Source organism: Pseudomonas sp. GM78 (genome assembly GCF_000282475.1).
Taxonomy (GTDB): domain Bacteria; phylum Pseudomonadota; class Gammaproteobacteria; order Pseudomonadales; family Pseudomonadaceae; genus Aquipseudomonas.
Map to the genome: position 1 here is coordinate 17,159 of NZ_AKJF01000057.1, position 19,482 is coordinate 36,640.

Consider the following 19,482-nt stretch of genomic DNA (forward strand, 5'->3'; position numbering starts at 1 on the left):
AATGCATTCCCCTGTAGGAGTGAGCCTGCTCGCGATAGGCGCGCCTCGGTCTTAGAGCGAAGCCAACTCGGTTTCGGCCTCGACAGCCTTCGCCACCTTCAACTGGCGCATCTGCTCACAGCCCCACAACACCCGCTCCGGGGTCGCCGGTGCGTCGATTTTCGGTTGATGCTTGTAGTCGCCCAGGCTGGCCACGGCGTCCTTGATCGCGCACCAGGCGGCGATGCCGAGCATGAACGGCGGCTCGCCCACGGCCTTGGAATGGAACACCGTGTCTTCCGGGTTCTTGCGGTTTTCCACCAGCTTCACCCGCAGGTCCAGCGGCATGTCCGCCACGGCCGGGATCTTGTAGCTGGCCGGGCCGTTGGTCATCAGCTTGCCCTTGTTGTTCCACACCAGTTCTTCCATGGTCAGCCAGCCCATGCCCTGGATGAAACCACCCTCGACCTGGCCGATGTCGATGGCCGGGTTCAGCGAGGCGCCGACGTCGTGGAGGATGTCGGTGCGCAGCATTTTGTACTCGCCGGTCAGGGTGTCGATGATCACCTCGCAGCAGGCGGCACCGAAGGCGAAGTAGTAGAACGGGCGTCCCCGGGCCTGGCTGCGGTCGTAGTAGATTTTCGGGGTCTTGTAGAACCCGGTGCTCGACAGCGATACCTGGGCGAAGTAGGCCTGCTGGATCAATGCTTCGAAGGTCAGGATGTGATCGCGAACCCGCACGTGACCGTTGTGGAACTCCACGTCTTCTTCGCTGACCTTGTATTGCCTTGCGGCGAATTCGACCAGGCGTTTCTTGATGGTTTCAGCAGCGTTCTGAGCCGCTTTACCGTTCAAGTCCGCACCGCTGGACGCTGCGGTCGGCGAGGTGTTCGGCACCTTGTCGGTGTTGGTCGCGGTGATCTGCACTCGGTCCATTTCCACTTGGAACACTTCGGCCACGACCTGCGCGACCTTGGTGTTCAGGCCCTGGCCCATCTCGGTGCCGCCATGGTTCAGGTGGATGCTGCCGTCGGTGTAGACGTGCACCAGGGCGCCGGCCTGGTTGAGGAAGCTGGCGGTGAAGGAGATGCCGAATTTCACCGGGGTCAGCGCCAGGCCCTTTTTCAGGATCGGGCTGTTGGCGTTGTAGCGACGGATCGCTTCGCGGCGCTCGGCGTACTGGCAGCTTTCTTCCAGTTCGGCGGTCATTTCCTCGAGCATGTTGTGCTCGACGGTCTGGTAGTAATGGGTGACGTTGCGCTCGGTCTTGCCGTAGTAGTTGGCCTTGCGCACCGCCAGCGGGTCGAGGGCCAGATGCCGGGCGATGGCGTCCATCACTTCCTCGATGGCGACCATGCCTTGCGGGCCACCGAAGCCACGGTAGGCGGTGTTCGACGCGGTGTTGGTCTTGCAGCGATGGCCGTTGACGGTCGCGTCGCCCAGGTAATACGAGTTGTCGGAGTGGAACATCGCGCGGTCGACGATCGACGCCGACAGGTCAGGCGAACAGCCACAGTTGCCGGCCAGTTCCAGGTTGATGCCGTGCAGGCGCCCGGTGCTGTCGAAGCCCACGTCGTATTCGACATAAAACGGGTGACGCTTGCCGGTCATCAGCATGTCTTCGACACGCGGCAGGCGCATCTTGGTCGGTTGGCCGGTGAGGTGCGCGATCACTGCGCACAGGCACGCCGGGCTCGCCGCCTGGGTTTCCTTGCCGCCAAAACCGCCACCCATGCGGCGCATGTCGACGACGATCTTGTTCATCGACACGTCCAGCACTTCGGCCACCAGCTTCTGCACTTCGGTGGGGTTCTGGGTCGAGCAGTAGACGATCATGCCGCCGTCTTCGGTGGGCATCACCGAGGAAATCTGGGTTTCCAGGTAGAAGTGTTCCTGGCCGCCGATGTGCAGGGTGCCTTGAATGCGATGCTCGGCGGTGGCCAGCGCCGTGACCGAATCGCCGCGTTGGTGCGTGTGGCTGTCGAGCACGAAGTGGCGCTTGCGCAAGGCTTCGACCACGTCCAGCACCGGCTCCAGGTCTTCGTATTCGATGATCGCGGCCATTGCCGCCTTGCGTGCGGTTTCCAGGTCCTTGGCGGCAACGGCCACCACCGGTTGACCGACGAACTGCACGGTGTCGATCGCCAGCAGCGGATCGCCCGGCAGCAACGGACCAATGTCCTTCAGGCCCGGCACGTCTTCGTGGGTAATGGCGATGCGCACGCCTTCAAAGGCATAGCAGGGCGAGGTGTCGATGCTGATGATCCGGGCGTGGGCACGGTCCGACATGCGGGCGTACACGTGCAGCTGGTTCGGAAACTCTAGGCGATCGTCGATGTACTGCGCTTCACCGGACACATGCTTGGCGGCGCTGTCGTGCTTGACGCTGCGGCCGACACCGGTGGTCAGGTCCTTGGCGAACAGCTCAGCCAGTTCGGCCTGGGTCTTCTCTACGGCGTGATGGTTAGACATAAGCGGTCACCCGAGTCTCGATGTGCGGCGTTTGCAGTTCGATGAAGTATTTGCGCAGCAGGTTCTGCGCGCTGAGCAGGCGGTATTCCTTGCTGGCGCGGAAGTCCGACAGCGGTGTGAAGTCTTCGGCCAGCGCAGCGCAGGCGCGTTCAACGGTGGCGCTGTTGAAGGGCGAACCGATCAACGCGGTTTCACAACTGTTGGCGCGTTTTGGAATGGCCGCCATGCCACCGAAGGCCACGCGGGCATCGGCGATCACACCGTTTTCCAGGCGCAGGTTGAACGCCGCGCACACGGCAGAAATGTCATCGTCCAGGCGCTTGGACACCTTGTAGGCGCGGAACAGCTGTTCGACGCTGGCACGCGGCACGATGATCTTCTCGATGAACTCGCTTTCCTGGCGCGCCGTGACGCGATAATCGATGAAGTAATCTTCCAGGGCCAGGGTGCGCCGGGTTTCGCCCTTGCACAGGACAATCTGCGCGCCCAGGGCAATCAGCAGGGGAGGCGAGTCACCGATGGGCGAGGCGTTGCCGATATTGCCGCCCAGGGTGCCCTGGTTGCGAATCTGCAAGGAGGCGAAGCGCTGCAGCAGTTCGCCGAAGTCCGGGTACTCGGCCTTCAGGGCCTCGTAGCAGTCGGAGAGGGCGGTGGCGGCACCGATTTCCAGGCGGTCGTCGAAACGGTCGATACGCTTCATTTCGGCGACGTTGCCGACGTAGATCATCACCGGCAGGGTGCGGTGGAACTGCGTCACTTCCAGCGCCAGGTCGGTACCGCCGGCCAGCAGGCGGGCCTGTGGATAAGCGTCGTAGAGGTCGGCCAGGTCGGCCACGGTCAGGGGCACCAGGCAGCGCTTGTCGCCGCTGTTGAGTTCGCCGATAGCGGTCGGCGCGATGGCCTTGAGCCGGGCAATGGTCTGGGCTTCGTTGGCGTCGAACTGGTCGGGCTTTTTAGCGCAGCAGGACTGCTCGGCGGCTTCGAGGATCGGCCGATAGCCGGTGCAGCGGCAGAGGTTGCCGGCCAGGGCTTCGTGAGCCTTGTGCTGATCCGGTGCGTCGCTGTTCTTTTGCAGGGCAAACAACGACATCACGAATCCAGGGGTGCAGAACCCGCATTGCGAGCCGTGGCACTCGACCATGGCCTTCTGCACGCTGTGCAGCTCGCCCTTGTGCTTGAGGTCTTCAACGCTGATCAGCTGCTTGCCGTGCAAGGACGACACGAAGGTCAGGCACGAGTTGAGGCTGCGATAGCGAATGTGTTCGCGGCCTTCGTCATCGGTCTGCAACTCGCCGACGACCACGGTGCACGCGCCGCAGTCACCGCTGGCGCAGCCTTCTTTGGTACCGGGTTTGCCTATATGGTCGCGCAGATAATTGAGCACGGTCAGGTTCGGGTCCAGGGCGTGCTCGCTACGGAGTTCCTGGTTTAGTAAAAACTGGATCACGGAAGGCCTCGCAGACTCATTATTGTTGTTAACCGATATGAACCGAATTTAGCAGGTCTGACTTTTCGGTCAATGATTTTCTGACTTAAAGGTCAGGAAAATGCATTTTGTCGACTAACGCTCCATTTCTTCATTATTGACCCTCGATCAACAGCCTGCTTTTTGCTTGAATCGTGCCAAAAACCACCCGGTGGGCCCTGCGCCATGACGTATCAATTGCGCTACACTGCGCCGCTTGTGCAAATCGAAGAGTTTGAAGGACAACCATGACGTTCAAGGCGCCGGACAGCCTCGCCGAGCAAATCGCGCATCACCTCGCCGAACGCATCATTCGCGGCGAAATGAAGCCCGGGGAGCGCATCCAGGAACAGAAGGTCACGCAGGCACTTGACGTCAGCCGCGGCTCGGTTCGCGAGGCGTTGCTGATTCTCGAGCGCCGGCACCTGATCGCCATCCTGCCGCGCCGTGGCGCCCACGTCACCGAACTCACCGCGCACAAGGTCAAGAGCCTGTGCACGCTGATGAGCGAGATGTACATCCTGCTCGCCAATGCCGTGGCCACTGGCTGGAAAGTCCAGGCCGACCTGGCGCCGTTCGTGCAGATCCAGCAGCGCCTGACCGCCAGCTACGAGCGCCAGGACATCCATGCCTTCGTCGACGACAGTTTCAACGTGATGCGCGCTACGTATCCGTTCGCCAACAATCCTTACCTGCAGGAAACCGTCGAGAACCTGCAGCCGGCCATGAGCCGTGCGTATTTTCTCGCCCTGGAGCAACGCAAGGCCTCGATGAGCGAGTACCTGGAGCTGTTCGAACGCCTGCTTGCTGCCGTGATCGCCCGTGATTTCCCACTGATCCGCGAAGTGCTGACCGCTTATGGCCAGCGCAGTTGCGATCTGGTGATCTCTGCCCTGACGGACGCATAAGCGTGCGGCTAAAGTGCATCAAGCTGGCGGGGTTCAAGTCCTTCGTCGACCCGACCACGGTGAACTTCCCCAGCAACATGGCGGCGGTGGTCGGGCCCAATGGCTGCGGCAAGTCGAACATCATCGACGCCGTACGCTGGGTGATGGGCGAGAGTTCGGCGAAGAACCTGCGCGGCGAGTCGATGACCGACGTCATCTTCAATGGCTCCACCAGTCGCAAGCCGGTGAGCCAGGCGAGCATCGAGTTGGTGTTCGATAACTCCGATGGCACTTTGCTTGGCGAATACGCCGCTTACGCGGAAATCTCCATTCGCCGCAAAGTGACCCGCGACAGCCAGACCACTTATTACCTCAACGGCACCAAATGCCGTCGCCGCGACATCACCGATATCTTCCTCGGCACCGGCCTGGGCCCGCGCAGCTACTCGATCATCGAGCAGGGGATGATCTCCAAGCTGATCGAGTCCAAGCCCGAAGACCTGCGCAACTTCATCGAAGAAGCCGCGGGCATCTCCAAGTACAAGGAGCGCCGGCGCGAAACCGAAAATCGCATCCGCCGCACCCACGAAAACCTGGAGCGCCTGACCGACCTGCGCGAAGAGCTCGAACGTCAGCTCGAACGCCTGCACCGCCAGGCCGAAGCGGCCAAGAAGTACCAGGAATTCAAAGCCGAGGAGCGCCAGCTCAAGGCGCAACTGTCGGCCCTGCGCTGGCAGGACCTGAACGACCAGGTGGGCCAGCGCGAAGCGATCATCGGCACCCAGGAAGTCAGTTTCGAAGCCCTGGTGGCCGAACAGCGCAACGCCGACGCCAGCATCGAACGCTTGCGCGACGGCCATCACGACCTCTCCGAGCGCTTCAATCTGGTGCAGGGGCGCTTCTATTCGGTCGGCGGCGACATCGCCCGGGTCGAGCAGAGCATCCAGCACGGCCAGCAGCGCTTGCGCCAGTTGCAGGACGATCTGAAAGAAGCCGAGCGCGCGCGCCTGGAGACCGAGTCGCACCTGGGCCACGACCGCACGCTGCTGCTGACCCTCGGCGAAGAGCTGGACATGCTCACGCCGGAGCAGGAAGTCACCAGCGCAGCCGCCGAAGAGGCCGCCGCCGCGCTGGAAGAATCGGAAACCACCATGCACGGCTGGCAGGAGCAGTGGGACACGTTCAACCTCAGCGCTGCCGAGCCACGGCGTCAGTCGGAAGTCCAGCAATCGCGGATCCAGCAGCTGGAAACCAGCTTGGAGCGCCTGGCCGATCGGCACCGGCGCCTGGGTGAAGAGCGCGCCTTGTTGTCGGCGGACCCGGAAGATGCGGCGATCATGGCGCTCAACGAACAGCTCGCTGAATCCGAGGCGACCCTCGAGGATTTGCAGACCAGTGAAGAAGCTCAGGTTGAAAAGCTCGAGCAACTGCGCCAGCAATTGCAGCACGCACTGTCGGCGCAACAACAGGCCCAGGGCGATCTGCAGCGCCTCAACGGTCGCCTGGCTTCGCTCGAAGCCTTGCAGCAAGCGGCGCTCGACCCGGGCACCGGCACCGCGCAATGGTTGCGCGAGCAGCAGCTGGCGGACCGCCCGCGCCTGGCCGAAGGCCTGAAAGTCGAAGCCGGTTGGGAGTCGGCGGTGGAAACCGTGCTCGGTGCCGACCTGCAAGCGGTGCTGGTGGATGACTTCGGCGATTTCGATTTGTCCGGGTTTACCCAAGGCGATTTGCGCCTGCTCAGCCCCGCCACCGACGGCGCGCGAGTGCCCGGCAGCCTACTCGATAAAGTCGAGGCGCAGATCGATCTGTCGCCATGGCTGGGGCAGGTCAAACCCGTCGAAAGCCTCGAACAGGCGCTGGCGTTGCGTGGCCAATTGGCCGCGGGCCAGAGCCTGATCAGCCGCGACGGATATTGGGTCGGTCGGCACTTTTTGCGTGTGCGCCGCGCCAGCGAAGCGGAAAGCGGGATGCTCGCCCGTGGTCAGGAAATCCAGCAACTGGGTCTTGAACGCGAAGAGCGTGAAGCGGCCGTCGAAGCCCTGGAAACCGAATTGCAAAACCTGCGGGCGCAACAGCGCCAGCAGGAAAACGGTCGTGAACATTTGCGCCGTCTGCTGCAAGACGAAGCCCGCCAGCAAGGTGAGTTGAAAGCTCAATTGTCGGCCGGCAAAGCCAAGGCCGAGCAGTTGACCTTGCGCCGCACGCGCCTTGATGAAGAACTCCAGGAGTTGGCCGAACAGCGGGCCCTGGAACATGAACACATCGGCGAAGCCCGCCTGCAATTGCAGGAAGCGCTCGACAGCATGGCGCTGGACACCGAACAGCGCGAGCTGCTGCTGGCCCAGCGCGACAGCTTGCGCGAACGACTTGACCGGGTGCGTCAGGAAGCCCGTCAGCACAAGGATCACGCCCATCAACTGGCCGTGCGCCTGGGCTCGCTGCGGGCCCAGCATGATTCGACGCGCCAGGCCCTTGAGCGCCTGGAAATGCAGGCCGAACGCCTGACGGAAAAACGCGAGCAACTGAGCCTCAATCTGGAGGAGGGCGAGGCGCCGCTGGAAGAGTTGCGCCTCAAGCTCGAAGAACTGCTCGACAAGCGCATGACCGTCGACGAAGAACTCAAGACCGCGCAGATCGCCCTGGAAGACGCCGACCGCGAATTGCGTGATGCCGAAAAGCGCCGCAACCAGGCCGAACAGCAGTCCCAGCTGATTCGCGGCCAGCTCGAAAACCAGCGCATGGAATGGCAAGCCCTGACCGTGCGCCGCAAGGCTTTGCAGGACCAGTTGCTCGAAGACGGCTACGACCTGCACGGCGTGCTGGCCACGCTGACCGCCGAGGCCAGCGAGAAAGCCGCCGAGGAAGAACTCGAGCGCATTGGCGCGCGGATCCAGCGCCTGGGCGCGATCAACCTCGCGGCCATCGATGAATACCAGCAACAATCGGAGCGTAAACGTTATCTGGACGCCCAGAACGACGACCTGGTCGAAGCGCTCGACACGCTCGAGAACGTGATCCGCAAGATCGACAAGGAAACCCGAAACCGTTTCAAAGATACCTTTGATCAGATCAATGGCGGTTTACAGGCCCTTTTCCCAAAAGTTTTCGGTGGAGGACGCGCGTATTTGGAACTGACGGGCGAAGATCTACTCGATACAGGGGTGACGATCATGGCGCAGCCGCCCGGAAAGAAGAACAGCACCATCCATTTGCTCTCCGGTGGCGAAAAAGCCCTGACCGCATTGGCCCTGGTTTTTGCGATCTTCAAGTTGAACCCGGCGCCGTTCTGCATGCTCGATGAAGTGGACGCGCCATTGGATGACGCCAACGTTGGACGCTATGCACGACTGGTCAAGGAGATGTCGCAGACGGTGCAGTTCATCTATATCACCCACAACAAGATCGCCATGGAAATGGCCGAGCAATTGATGGGGGTGACGATGCACGAACCGGGATGCTCGCGTCTGGTGGCGGTGGATGTCGAGGAGGCCATGGCGATGGTGGACGCCTGAAACTGGGGTTTCAGGGGGGACTTCTTAGGAGTGGGACGCAATTAGCCATGCCGACTTGCTGGCCAATCGACATATTCGAGGGACCAACGTGCCAGACGGTGTAAAGTTGCCTTTGGTCGTGCTAGTTTAATGTCAATTTTTCGTATACGTGGGTAAAACGCCTGTCAGAACATAGAGTTGGCGCCACGTTTTAAAGCGGTTTACAGAATGTAAGCCCCTTATTTTTCAGCATTTTTTATAGAGGCACGGGATTACATGGAAATCGGTCTGCGCGAGTGGCTGATCGTCATCGGCATTATTGTCATTGCCGGTATTCTTTTCGATGGCTGGCGCCGTATGCGCGGCGGCAAGGGAAAACTGAAATTCCGTCTCGACCGGAGCCTGTCCAACCTGCCCGACGAGGACACCAGCCCCGAGCTGTTGGGCCCGTCTCGCGTCCTGGATACGCACAAGGAACCGCAACTGGACGAGCAGGACCTGCCGTCGGTGAGCATGCCGGCCCGCGAATCGGGCTCCAAGCGTGGCAAGCGTGGCCATGGCGAGCCTTCCCAGGGCGACATGAACCTGAGCCTCGACCTGGACGGCGGCCCGAGCTTCAGCAGCCGTGACGACGATTTCCCCGATGACACCAAGGCAGCGCCTGCTGTCAGCGACAAGGAACAGCCGCAAGCCGAAGAAGTGCTGGTGATCAGCGTGATCTGCCGCGACCCAGCCGGCTTCAAAGGCCCGGCGCTGCTGCAGAACATTCTCGAGAGCGGCCTGCGTTTTGGCGAAATGGACATCTTCCACCGCCACGAAAGCATGGCGGGCAATGGCGAAGTGCTGTTCTCCATGGCCAACGCGGTCAAGCCTGGCGTCTTCGACCTGGACGACATCGACCACTTCAGCACCCCGGCCGTGAGCTTCTTCCTCGGCCTGCCAGGCCCGCGTCATCCCAAGCAGGCCTTCGATGTGATGGTGGCTGCGGCGCGTAAATTGTCGCAAGAGTTGAACGGTGAACTGAAGGACGACCAGCGCAGCGTACTGACCGCCCAGACGATCGAGCACTACCGTCAGCGCATCGTTGAATTCGAACGTCGCGCACTGACCCAGAAGCGCTGATATTTGCAACAATGATGTGTACAGCATCAACAAATTGAGCAGCCTCGGCTGCTCTTTTGCTTTATGAGAGACCACCCATGACTGCCGCCCAAGACCGCATTCTAGAGCTACGTGCCGAGCTGGATCTGCACAACTATCGCTACCACGTGCTGGACGAGCCGAGCATCCCGGACGCCGAGTACGACCGGTTGTTCAACGAGCTCAAGGCCCTCGAAGCGGCCCATCCCGACCTGGTCACCAGCGACTCGCCAACCCAGCGGGTTGGCAGCGCGGCACTGTCGGCGTTCACCCAGGTGCGCCACGAAGTGCCGATGCTCAGCCTGGGCAACGCCTTCGAAGAAACCGACATGCGCGAGTTCGACCGTCGGGTGACCGAAGGCCTGGACCTGCCGGCCGGTGACCTGTTCGGTGCGGGCGCGGCGGTGGAATACAGCTGCGAGCCCAAGCTCGATGGCCTGGCGGTCAGCCTGCTCTATCAGGACGGCATGCTGGTGCGCGGGGCCACCCGTGGCGACGGCACCACCGGCGAAGACATCAGCGTCAACGTGCGCACCGTGCGCAACATCCCGCTCAAGCTGCACGGCACCGGCTGGCCGGCGACCCTGGAAGTGCGCGGCGAAGTGTTCATGTCCAAGGCCGGTTTCGAACGGCTCAACGCCACGCAACTGGAAGTCGGCGGCAAGACCTTCGCCAACCCGCGCAACGCCGCAGCGGGCAGCTTGCGCCAGCTGGACTCGAAGATCACCGCCAACCGCCCGCTGGAATTCTGCTGCTACGGCATCGGCCAGGTGTCTGCGGACATCGCCGACACGCACATCGGCAATCTGCAACAGCTCAAGGCCTGGGGCATGCCGATCAGCCATGAGCTGAAGTTGGCGAACGGCATCGACGAGTGCCTGGACTACTACCGCGACATCGGCGAGCGCCGCAATGCCTTGCCCTATGAAATCGACGGCGTGGTGTTCAAGGTCAACAGCATCGCGTCCCAGCGTGAACTGGGCTTCCGTGCCCGCGAACCGCGCTGGGCCATCGCCCATAAATTCCCGGCCATGGAAGAACTCACCGAGTTGCTCGACGTGGAATTCCAGGTCGGTCGCACCGGCGCGGTGACGCCGGTGGCGCGCCTCAGGCCGGTCAAGGTGGCGGGGGTTACCGTGGCCAACGCGACGCTGCACAACATGGACGAAGTGGCGCGCCTGGGCCTGATGATCGGCGACACGGTGATCATACGCCGCGCTGGCGACGTGATTCCGCAAGTGGTGCAAGTGGTCACCGAGCGTCGCCCGGAAGACGCCCGGCCGGTGCAAATTCCGCAGCAGTGCCCGGTGTGCGGCTCCCACGTCGAGCGCACGCAACTGGTCAAGCGCAGCAAGGGCCGCGAGACCGTCAGCGAAGGCGCGGTGTATCGCTGTGTCGGTCGCCTGGCCTGCGGCGCACAACTCAAGCAGGCGATCATTCACTTCGTCTCCCGTCGGGCCATGGACATCGAAGGCCTGGGCGACAAGAGCGTAGAACAGCTGGTCGATGAAGGGCTGGTGAGCTCGCCGGCCGACTTGTACGCCCTGAAGTTCGAAGACATCGTCGACCTGGAAGGCTTCGCCGAGCTGTCGAGCAACAAGCTGCTCAGCGCCATCGCCGATAGCAAAAAGCCGGGGCTGGCACGCTTCATCTACGCCTTGGGGATTCCCGATGTCGGCGAAGAAACGGCCAAGGTGCTGGCGCGTTCCCTGGGTTCGCTGGAACGGGTCCAGCAGGCCCTGCCGCAAGTGCTGACCTACCTGCCGGACGTCGGTCTGGAAGTGGCCCACGAAATCCACAGCTTCTTCGAAGATGCGCACAACCAGCAGGTGATTACCGAGCTGCTCAACCACGGTTTGCAGATTCAGGACCAGGGCGAACTGGGCGCCGAGTTTGCCGCCAGCACCACCCTGGGCGGTTTCCTCGACAAGCTGCACATTCCTTCGGTAGGGCCGGGCGGGGCACAGAAACTGGCCGACAAGTTCGGCTCGCTGCAAGCGGTGATCAGCGCCGACTGGCTGGACATGCGCCAGACCTTGCCAGAAAAACAGGCTACCTCGGTGCGCGAGTTTTTCGCCGTCGAGGCCAATCGCCAACTGGCCGAGGCCGCCGAGAAGCAACTGGCCGATTTCGGCATGCACTGGCTCAGCGAGAAGAAAGTCGTCGAAGGCCTCCCTTTGGCCGGCCAGACCTGGGTGCTCACCGGTTCGCTGGAATTGATGAGCCGCGACGTAGCCAAGGACAAACTCGAAAGCCTCGGCGCCAAGGTCGCCGGTTCCGTGTCGGCCAAGACCCACTGCGTGGTCGCGGGACCGGGGGCGGGGTCGAAGCTGACCAAGGCCAATGAGCTGGGGTTGAAAGTGCTGGATGAAGAGGCATTCGTCGAGTTCCTGAAGAAACACGGTATTAACGTTTAACTTCGCCAAGATCGCAGCCTTCGGCAGCTCCTACAGGGTATACGCAACACAATGTAGGAGCTGCCGCAGGCTGCGATCTTTTGATTTGCCCCCGCAGAGCGTGGGAACGATCTGCGCCCAGGAATGATCTAGTCTTGGCAAGCCCCAGGGAGAGATCGCTCATGTACCGCTTCTTCGAACAGCTCACCTCGCGCATCGCTGCCCCCTTCATCGGCGAAAGCTCGCGCAACAGCAAGATCTGGCCCTGTCGTTGCGGCCAGTCGCTGTTCTTTCGCAACAGCCAATGCCTGGCCTGTTCCGCAGCCCTGGGTTATCAACCGCAGCAAAGTCGCTTGTCCTCGCTGCAACCGGGCGAACAACCCGACACCTGGCTGCTCGATGCCGATCCCGGCGCGGGCCTGTTCCGTCGCTGCGCCAATCTCGATTCGCCCGCCGCGTGCAATTGGCTGCTGCCAGCCAATGACCACGACTCGCTGTGCATCGCCTGTAGCCTGAACCGCATCATCCCCGACTTATCCATCTCCGAAAACCACGAACGCTGGCGCAAGGTGGAAACCGCCAAGCGCCGATTGGTCGCGCAATTGGTCAGCCTCGGGTTGCCAGTTATCCCGAAAACCCTCGACGAAGAAATCGGCCTGGCCTTCGATTTCATCGGCGTCGATCTCGAAGGCAAGGCACCCACCACCGGCCACGCCAACGGCCTGATCACCCTCGACATCAAGGAAGCCGACGACGCCCACCGCGAACAGGTACGGGTGCAAATGCACGAACCCTATCGCACCTTGCTCGGGCATTTCCGTCACGAAGTCGGGCATTACTACTGGGATCGCCTGATTGCCAACAGCGACTGGCTGGAACCCTTTCGCGGCCTGTTCGGCGAAGAACGCGCCAGCTACGCCGAGGCCCTGGAACGGCATTATCAACAAGGCGCGCCGCTCGACTGGCAGCAGCAATACGTCAGCGCCTACGCCACCATGCACCCCTGGGAAGACTGGGCCGAAACCTGGGCGCACTACCTGCACATGATGGACGCGGTCGACACCGCGCTCGGGTTTGGCATGAGCGCACGGGAAATGGACCTCGACTATCAGCCCTTTTTTCCCCCCAGCACCCTCTACGATCCGCAACATCCCGGCGGCACCGCGTTCCTGTCATTCGTCAATGCGTGGATCGAACTGGCCGGCATGCTCAACGAGCTGTCGCGCAGCATGGGCCAGCCAGATTTCTACCCCTTCGTGCTGCCGCCCGCGGTGATCGCCAAGCTGCACTTCATCCACCTGGTGATCCAGCGCGAGGGCGGCAGGGCGGATGAGGTACTGGCGCAATAGTTATACATGATGGCAATTCAGTTTCAATTAAGTTGGTTTCGCTAAGGTGGCCCCCGTAGGCAACACATAAAAGAATACGGAGACACCCCATGAAATCCTTCACTGCCCTGACCATCGCATCCCTCATCGGCCTGACCGCCAGCCTCGCCCATGCGCGCGACCTCGGCCCCGACGAAGCCCTGAGGCTGCGCGACGCTGGTACCATTGTGTCTTTCGAGAAGCTCAATGCCGCAGCGCTGGCCAAGCATCCCGGTTCCACCGTCACCGAAACCGAACTGGAAGAAGAGTACGGCAAGTACATCTACCAGGTTGAACTGCGCGATCCGCAGGGCATCGAGTGGGACCTGGAGCTGGACGCGGTCAGCGGGCAGATTCTCAAGGATCATCAGGACACGTAATGACGCTGCATGCCTTTTCACATCGACGCGTCAGCGCCCGCCTGGCGCTGGCGCTGCTGGTTTTTTGCTCGGTGGTGGCGGCCCGCGACCTCGACCAGGACGAGGCCCTGCGCCTGCGCCAACAAGGTGTCATCCTGCCGCTCGAGCAACTGTTGCAGCAGGCCCTGGATCGTTATCCGGGGGCCAAGCTGCTGGAAGCCGAGCTCGAAGAGAAGCACGACGTCTACATTTATGAAGTCGAATTGCTGACCCGCGACGGCGTGGTCCGCGAGCTCGACATCGACGCCACCACCGGCCGTTTACTCAAAGACAAGGAAGATTGACCGATGCGCTTGCTCCTGGTGGAAGACCACGTGCCGCTGGCCGACGAACTGGTGGCCGGCCTCAATCGCCAAGGGTATGCCGTGGACTGGCTGGCCGACGGTCGCGACGCCGTGTACCAGGGCAGCACCGAGCCCTACGACTTGATCATCCTCGACCTCGGCCTGCCGGGGGTCCCCGGGCTTGAGGTATTGACCCAGTGGCGCGCCGGAGGTCTCACGACGCCGGTGCTGATCCTCACCGCCCGCGGTTCCTGGGCCGAGCGCATCGAAGGCCTCAAGGCCGGCGCCGACGACTACCTGACCAAGCCGTTCCACCCCGAAGAACTGCACCTGCGCATCCAGGCCCTGTTGCGCCGCTCCCACGGCCAGGTCAATCAACCGACCCTGAAGGCGGCCGGGCTGCAACTGGATGAAGGGCGCCAGTGCGTGACCCGCGATGGCGCCGACATCCAGCTCACGGCCGCCGAGTTTCGCCTGTTGCGTTACTTCATGCTGCACCCGGAACAGATCCTGTCCAAAAGCCACCTGGCCGAACACCTCTACGACGGCGAAACCGAGCGCGACTCGAATGTGCTGGAAGTCCACGTCAATCACCTGCGGCGCAAACTCGGGCGCAACGTGATCGAAACCCGTCGCGGCCAGGGTTACCTGCTCGGTGGACAAGCCCGGTGAAGTCGATCCAGCGCCGTTTGAGCCTGGGCCTGATCAGCGTGATGGTCATCGTCGGCCTGGTGCTGGCGCAAACCAGCCTGTGGCTGTTCGAAGTGGGCTTGCAGCGCTACCTCGAAGCCGGGTTGCGCAACGACAGCGAAACCCTGTTGATAGCGCTGGTTCGCGGCCCCCAAGGCTTGCAACTGGACGAGCGACTGTTGTCGCCGGCGTATCAGCGGCCGTTTTCCGGCCACTACTTCCGCATCGATTTTGCCGACAGCCACTGGCGTTCCCGCTCGCTCTGGGACCAGGAACTGCCACGCCTCGAGCGTCCGGGCCTGGAGAGCAACCTGCAACTGGGCCCGGAAGGCCAACAGTTGCTGGTGCTGCGTTCGGACTATCGACGCCTGGGCCAGTCGATTTCCATCAGCGTGGCGCAGGACTACACGCCGGTGCGCGAGAGCTTCCAGCGCATGCAGCAGATCGGCCTCGGGCTGGGGCTGGCGGGCCTGCTGCTGATCCTCCTGCTGCAACGGCTCACCGTGCGGCGCGCCTTGCGTCCGCTGGAAAAGGCTCGGGAACAGATCGCGCAACTGCAACAGGGTCAGCGCTCGCAACTCGACGATCAGGTGCCGATCGAACTGGAACCGCTGGTGACCCAGATCAACCACTTGCTGGCTCACACCGAAGACAGCCTCAAGCGTTCACGCAATGCCTTGGGCAACCTCGGCCACGCCCTGAAAACCCCGTTGGCAGTGTTATTGAGCCTGGCCTCCAGCGAACAACTCGACGCGCACCCGCAACTGCGCCAGGTCCTCAAGGAGCAACTGGAACAGGTCCGCCTGCGACTCAATCGCGAACTCAACCGCGCCCGCCTGGCCGGCGACGCCTTGCCAGGTGCCTTGTTCGATTGCGATGCCGAACTGCCGGGATTGCTCGCCACCCTGAACATGATCCACGGCGAACACCTGCACCTCAGCTATGTTGCGCCGACCGGCCTGCAGTTGCCCTGGGACCGCGAAGACCTGCTGGAACTGCTCGGCAACCTGTTGGACAACGCCTGTAAATGGGCGGACGCCGAAGTGCGCCTGAGCGTGGTCGAAACCGCGCAAGCCTACGAATTAAACGTGGAAGATGACGGCCCGGGGATTCCCCAGGACCAGCGCGACCAAGTCTTCAGCCGCGGCACCCGCCTGGATGAGCAGACCGACGGGCATGGCCTGGGCCTGGGCATCGTGCGCGACATCGTCGACACCTGGGGCGGGGTGTTGCTGCTGCACGAAAGCGAGTGGGGCGGCCTGAAAGTGACCATCGATTTGCCCAAACGCTAAAACAGCGGGACGCTCAACGCCCCTCGAGCAACCCGGCCGCCTGATCCAGCAAGGCCAAAGGCTCCTTCGCCTTGTGGATATCCACCGACAGCAACTGACGAAACTTGCGTGCCCCCGGAAACCCGGTGCCCAGCCCCAGCACATGCCGGGTGATATGGTGCATCGCCCCACCGGCTTCCAGATGCGCAGCGATATAAGGCCGCAACTGCGCCAACGCCTCGGCGCGCGTGATCACCGGCGCAGTGCTGCCAAACAACTGCTGATCCACCTCGGCCATCACGTAAGGGTTGTGATAAGCCTCACGCCCGAGCATCACCCCGTCGAACGTCTGTAAATGCTCATGACAGGCTTCCAGGCTCTTGATCCCGCCGTTGAGAATAATCTCCAACTCCGGATAATCCGCCTTCAACCGCGCGGCCACGTCATAACGCAGGGGCGGAATATCGCGATTCTCCTTCGGCGACAACCCCTCCAGAATCGCAATCCGCGCATGCACGGTAAAACTGGTGCAACCGGCATCACGCACCGTACCGACGAAATCGCACAGCTCTTCATAACTGTCACGCCCGTTGATCCCGATCCGATGCTTCACCGTCACCGGAATCGACACCGCATCGCGCATCGCCTTCACACAATCGGCCACCAACTGCGGATGCCCCATCAGGCACGCCCCGATCATATTGTTCTGCACCCGGTCACTGGGGCAGCCCACATTCAGATTCACCTCATCGTACCCATGCTCCTGCGCCATCCGCGCACACGCCGCCAAGTCCAACGGCACACTGCCGCCCAACTGCAACGCCAACGGATGCTCGGCCTCGTTGTGTCGCAGAAACCGCTCGTGATCGCCGTTGAGCAGGGCACCGGTGGTGACCATCTCGGTGTAGAGCAGGGCGTTCTTCGACAGCAGGCGCAGGAAGAAACGACAGTGACGGTCGGTCCAATCCATCATGGGTGCAACGCTGAACCGCCGAGACAGCGCAGGGCGTGTGTTTGTTGGGCTGGAGTGGGTGTTTGGTACCATTTTGCTCTACATATTTTCAGCGTGTTTTGGGGCGTTTTCGGGCGTTTTTTGACTCTCGGTGGTACGATGTACCACTTCAAAACTGACGCGTACCACTTTCGATATGGCGACTATCAGGGCAAGAAAACTGGCGGATGGGACAGTGAGCTACACGGCTCAGATCCGCATCAAGCGCGACGGAGTGCAAGTCTACCAAGAGAGCCAGACCTTCGCCCGAAAACAGGCGGCTCAGGCCTGGGTGCGTCGACGTGAGGCAGATCTCGATCAACCTGGTGCGATTGAGCGAGCGAATCGCAAGGGGATTACCGTCCAGGACATGATCAAGCGATACCTGGTCGAAATGGAGAAAGCCCGACCGCTGGGCAAGACCAAGGAAGCCACCCTCAATGCCATTGCAGCGTCGGATTTTGGTCAGACCATTGACTCCGACATAAACAGCCAACGGTTGGTGGACTTTGCGCTCTGGCGTATGAGCAAGGAGGGCGGTGGCGTTCAACCGCAGACTGCTGGCAATGACCTGGCCCATCTTGGGGCTGTTTTGTCGATTGCTCGACCTGCATGGGGATATGAGGTCGATCCGCATGCGATGGCGGATGCTCGAAAAGTGTTGAGGAAGCTGGGCTACAACATGAAGAGCCGAGAGCGGGACCGGCGCCCCACATTGGGTGAGCTTGATAAGTTGCTCGAACATTTCAGTGGCATACTGCATCGACGTCCCAGCTCAATCAATATGCTTAAGGTGACTGGTTTCGCGTTGTTTTCGACGCGAAGGCAGGATGAGATCTGTCGCATTCTCTGGGCTGATGTCGATGAAGCTGGCCAGCGCGTCTTGGTGCGGGATATGAAGAACCCTGGTCAGAAGATCGGCAACGATGTTTGGTGCTACATCCCCGATGAAGCGTGGCGAATTCTGAAGACCATGCCAAAGTCGTGTGCTGAGATTTTTCCCTACAATTCGTCGTCTATTTCAACAAGCTGGGCGAAGGCTTGCAAATTTCTGGAGATTGAGGACCTGCACTTTCATGATCTGCGCCACGATGGGGTAAGCAGATTGTTTGAGATTGATTGGGATATTCCGAGGGTGGCGAATGTTTCAGGTCATCGAGATTGGAATTCGCTGCGACGGTATACTCATTTGCGGGGGAGAGGTAACCATTACGCGAAGTGGCCGTGGCTGGAAACGATTGTCCAGGCACCTGTGAGGCTGGGTGCCTGGACAATGAAGTAGTCATCTAGGGAGAGCTAGCGTTTGCCACTCTGCTAGCTCCCAGTATGTCATTTTTTTGGAGGCCCGCCGTTTCCTGATCCCGGTGTTTCTCCCCCCCCGCCACCACCATCATCATCGTCAGCATAGACAATTCCGAGACAAGGTTTATAGTTCGAGCACTCAATGTTCTGAATGTTTGCTTGTGCTGTATGAGCTCCTATGAAGAATAGAATTATTGCTATTCTAAAACATGTTGTGAGTTTCAATGTGCGCTCTCCTCATAAGTTTTTATAAGGCTACTGGTTGAATTATCACATCTGTTGCTTGCCAGCATTTGTCTGTCGTATCTTCTCCCTTGGTTGTAATTACTTTTAAATATGGTATTTCCTCTTTTAGTGGTGGTTTGACTGTGTCTATTGTGCATAAATTATTGTTGTTTGCTTCTTTTTGATAAAAAGCAAACCATATTCTTATCAGCTTTACACTTGGGGGGATATCGAAGATCGAAGTTATATTGACGGGGTTTGGATTTCCGCCTTTTACAATAATCGGGTCGTTTGTATATTCTTCAAATACTTTTGCATAAAGGCAGCTTTTGATTTCCTTGCAAGTTAAGTTGCTGGTATCAATTGTTTTGTCATACAGGTCTTCATTGTGTACGTCAATTTTCCCTGTGAAAATTGTTGCGGCTTCGGTGTTTTTATTTGTCAGTGGGAATGCGTGTAAAGTTAATTGCGCTCGAATTTGTTTTCCGACTTTAAAGTACTTAATGCTTTCGAACTTTACATCAAATCGAGCTTCGTTATCTGGGGGTGGGTCAATTGTTGTATTCATGTATATTGCAAATGTCGTGACGCTTAAGGCGATTGTCGCCAAAAAGCAAACAACGATCGCAGTGATTTTGAATGTTTTTACACGATTCTGAGTTTGCTCCAAAGCGAGCTTGTACTGTTGGTCTTTAGTTAGTTTGTCGGTGTTGATGTCAGTGGTGGCTAAAACTTTTCTTACGAGTGTTGCTTGTTGCTCGGTAGTGGCGGTTCGAATTAGGCGTTCATCGCGTGCCGAGTGCACCTTAAATACCCATGCGGCGGTGGCTGCAAGGAATGCAATAAGCGATATCCAAGTGCTTATATTGGCGATGATGCCCCAGGCCACGACCATACTCCTCTTCAGATAGCGTTGTTGTGCGTAGTATCGCCTCTACCTTTTCGGGATGTTCACTTTGGGTAAATTTACCCAATAGCATTAGGTTTGGCAGGCAAATCGCGATAAGTCAAGGAGCGGGGGAGTCGCCGCTAACCGATGGAGAGTAGGGCTGTTGGACGCTCTACTCTTCCTATGCTTTGCTGGGTGAAGGGAGTTTTCTACT

The 19,482-nt window shown here is 60.3% G+C and carries 14 protein-coding genes; 10 read left to right on the top strand and 4 right to left on the bottom strand.

Annotated elements, in window-relative coordinates; all coding sequences use genetic code 11:
- Window positions 1–51: 51 nt before the first annotated feature.
- Window positions 52–2,451 carry a xanthine dehydrogenase molybdopterin binding subunit gene (gene xdhB / locus PMI35_RS25175; RefSeq protein WP_008056417.1) on the bottom strand — a complete coding sequence of 800 codons (2,400 nt, stop codon included), beginning with the start codon at window positions 2,449–2,451 and terminating at the stop codon, window positions 52–54.
- Window positions 2,444–3,898, bottom strand: a complete 1,455-nt coding sequence (gene xdhA / locus PMI35_RS25170; RefSeq protein ID WP_008056418.1) for a xanthine dehydrogenase small subunit — start codon at window positions 3,896–3,898, stop codon at window positions 2,444–2,446. Before xdhA ends, xdhB begins: the two co-directional genes overlap by 8 nt.
- Window positions 3,899–4,164: 266 nt before the next feature.
- Here xdhA and PMI35_RS25165 point away from each other — a divergent pair, with 266 nt between their 5' ends.
- From PMI35_RS25165 to PMI35_RS25125, 9 genes are all read left to right on the top strand, one after another.
- Entirely contained in the window at window positions 4,165–4,824 is a 660-nt protein-coding gene (locus PMI35_RS25165) for a GntR family transcriptional regulator (RefSeq protein ID WP_008056419.1), read from the top strand.
- 2 nt (window positions 4,825–4,826) lie between these two features.
- Window positions 4,827–8,315, top strand: coding sequence for a chromosome segregation protein SMC (smc, locus tag PMI35_RS25160; protein ID WP_008056420.1), 3,489 nt, complete (start codon window positions 4,827–4,829; stop codon window positions 8,313–8,315).
- Window positions 8,316–8,570: 255 nt separating this feature from the next.
- Window positions 8,571–9,416 carry a cell division protein ZipA gene (gene zipA / locus PMI35_RS25155; protein WP_008056421.1) on the top strand — a complete coding sequence of 282 codons (846 nt, stop codon included), beginning with the start codon at window positions 8,571–8,573 and terminating at the stop codon, window positions 9,414–9,416.
- Between the two features lie 77 nt (window positions 9,417–9,493).
- Window positions 9,494–11,851, top strand: coding sequence for an NAD-dependent DNA ligase LigA (gene ligA / locus PMI35_RS25150; protein ID WP_008056422.1), 2,358 nt, complete (start codon window positions 9,494–9,496; stop codon window positions 11,849–11,851).
- A 161-nt stretch (window positions 11,852–12,012) separates the two neighbouring features.
- Entirely contained in the window at window positions 12,013–13,179 is a 1,167-nt protein-coding gene (locus tag PMI35_RS25145; protein ID WP_008056423.1) for a zinc-binding metallopeptidase family protein, read from the top strand.
- 89 nt (window positions 13,180–13,268) lie between these two features.
- Window positions 13,269–13,577 (top strand): PepSY domain-containing protein, encoded by a 309-nt coding sequence (locus tag PMI35_RS25140; protein WP_008056424.1) that lies wholly within the window; start codon window positions 13,269–13,271, stop codon window positions 13,575–13,577.
- Window positions 13,577–13,900, top strand: coding sequence for a PepSY domain-containing protein (locus PMI35_RS25135; RefSeq protein WP_008056425.1), 324 nt, complete (start codon window positions 13,577–13,579; stop codon window positions 13,898–13,900). Before PMI35_RS25140 ends, PMI35_RS25135 begins: the two co-directional genes overlap by 1 nt.
- A 3-nt stretch (window positions 13,901–13,903) precedes the next feature.
- The gene (locus tag PMI35_RS25130) at window positions 13,904–14,572 is read left to right on the top strand and encodes a response regulator transcription factor (protein WP_008056426.1); all 669 of its coding nucleotides are present in this window, start codon (window positions 13,904–13,906) and stop codon (window positions 14,570–14,572) included.
- Entirely contained in the window at window positions 14,569–15,882 is a 1,314-nt protein-coding gene (locus PMI35_RS25125) for a sensor histidine kinase (protein ID WP_008056427.1), read from the top strand. Before PMI35_RS25130 ends, PMI35_RS25125 begins: the two co-directional genes overlap by 4 nt.
- Window positions 15,883–15,895: 13 nt before the next feature.
- Here the strand turns inward: PMI35_RS25125 and dusA are convergent, their stop codons facing one another.
- The gene (gene dusA / locus PMI35_RS25120) at window positions 15,896–16,906 is read right to left on the bottom strand and encodes a tRNA dihydrouridine(20/20a) synthase DusA (protein ID WP_081504790.1); all 1,011 of its coding nucleotides are present in this window, start codon (window positions 16,904–16,906) and stop codon (window positions 15,896–15,898) included.
- 103 nt (window positions 16,907–17,009) lie between these two features.
- On the opposite strand from dusA, the gene PMI35_RS0132365 reads away from it, so the two are divergent.
- Window positions 17,010–18,134, top strand: a complete 1,125-nt coding sequence (locus tag PMI35_RS0132365; protein WP_032831440.1) for a site-specific integrase — start codon at window positions 17,010–17,012, stop codon at window positions 18,132–18,134.
- Between the two features lie 267 nt (window positions 18,135–18,401).
- On the opposite strand, the gene PMI35_RS25115 is transcribed toward PMI35_RS0132365, so the two are convergent.
- Window positions 18,402–19,268, bottom strand: coding sequence for a hypothetical protein (locus tag PMI35_RS25115; RefSeq protein WP_008056432.1), 867 nt, complete (start codon window positions 19,266–19,268; stop codon window positions 18,402–18,404).
- Window positions 19,269–19,482 lie beyond the last annotated feature (214 nt).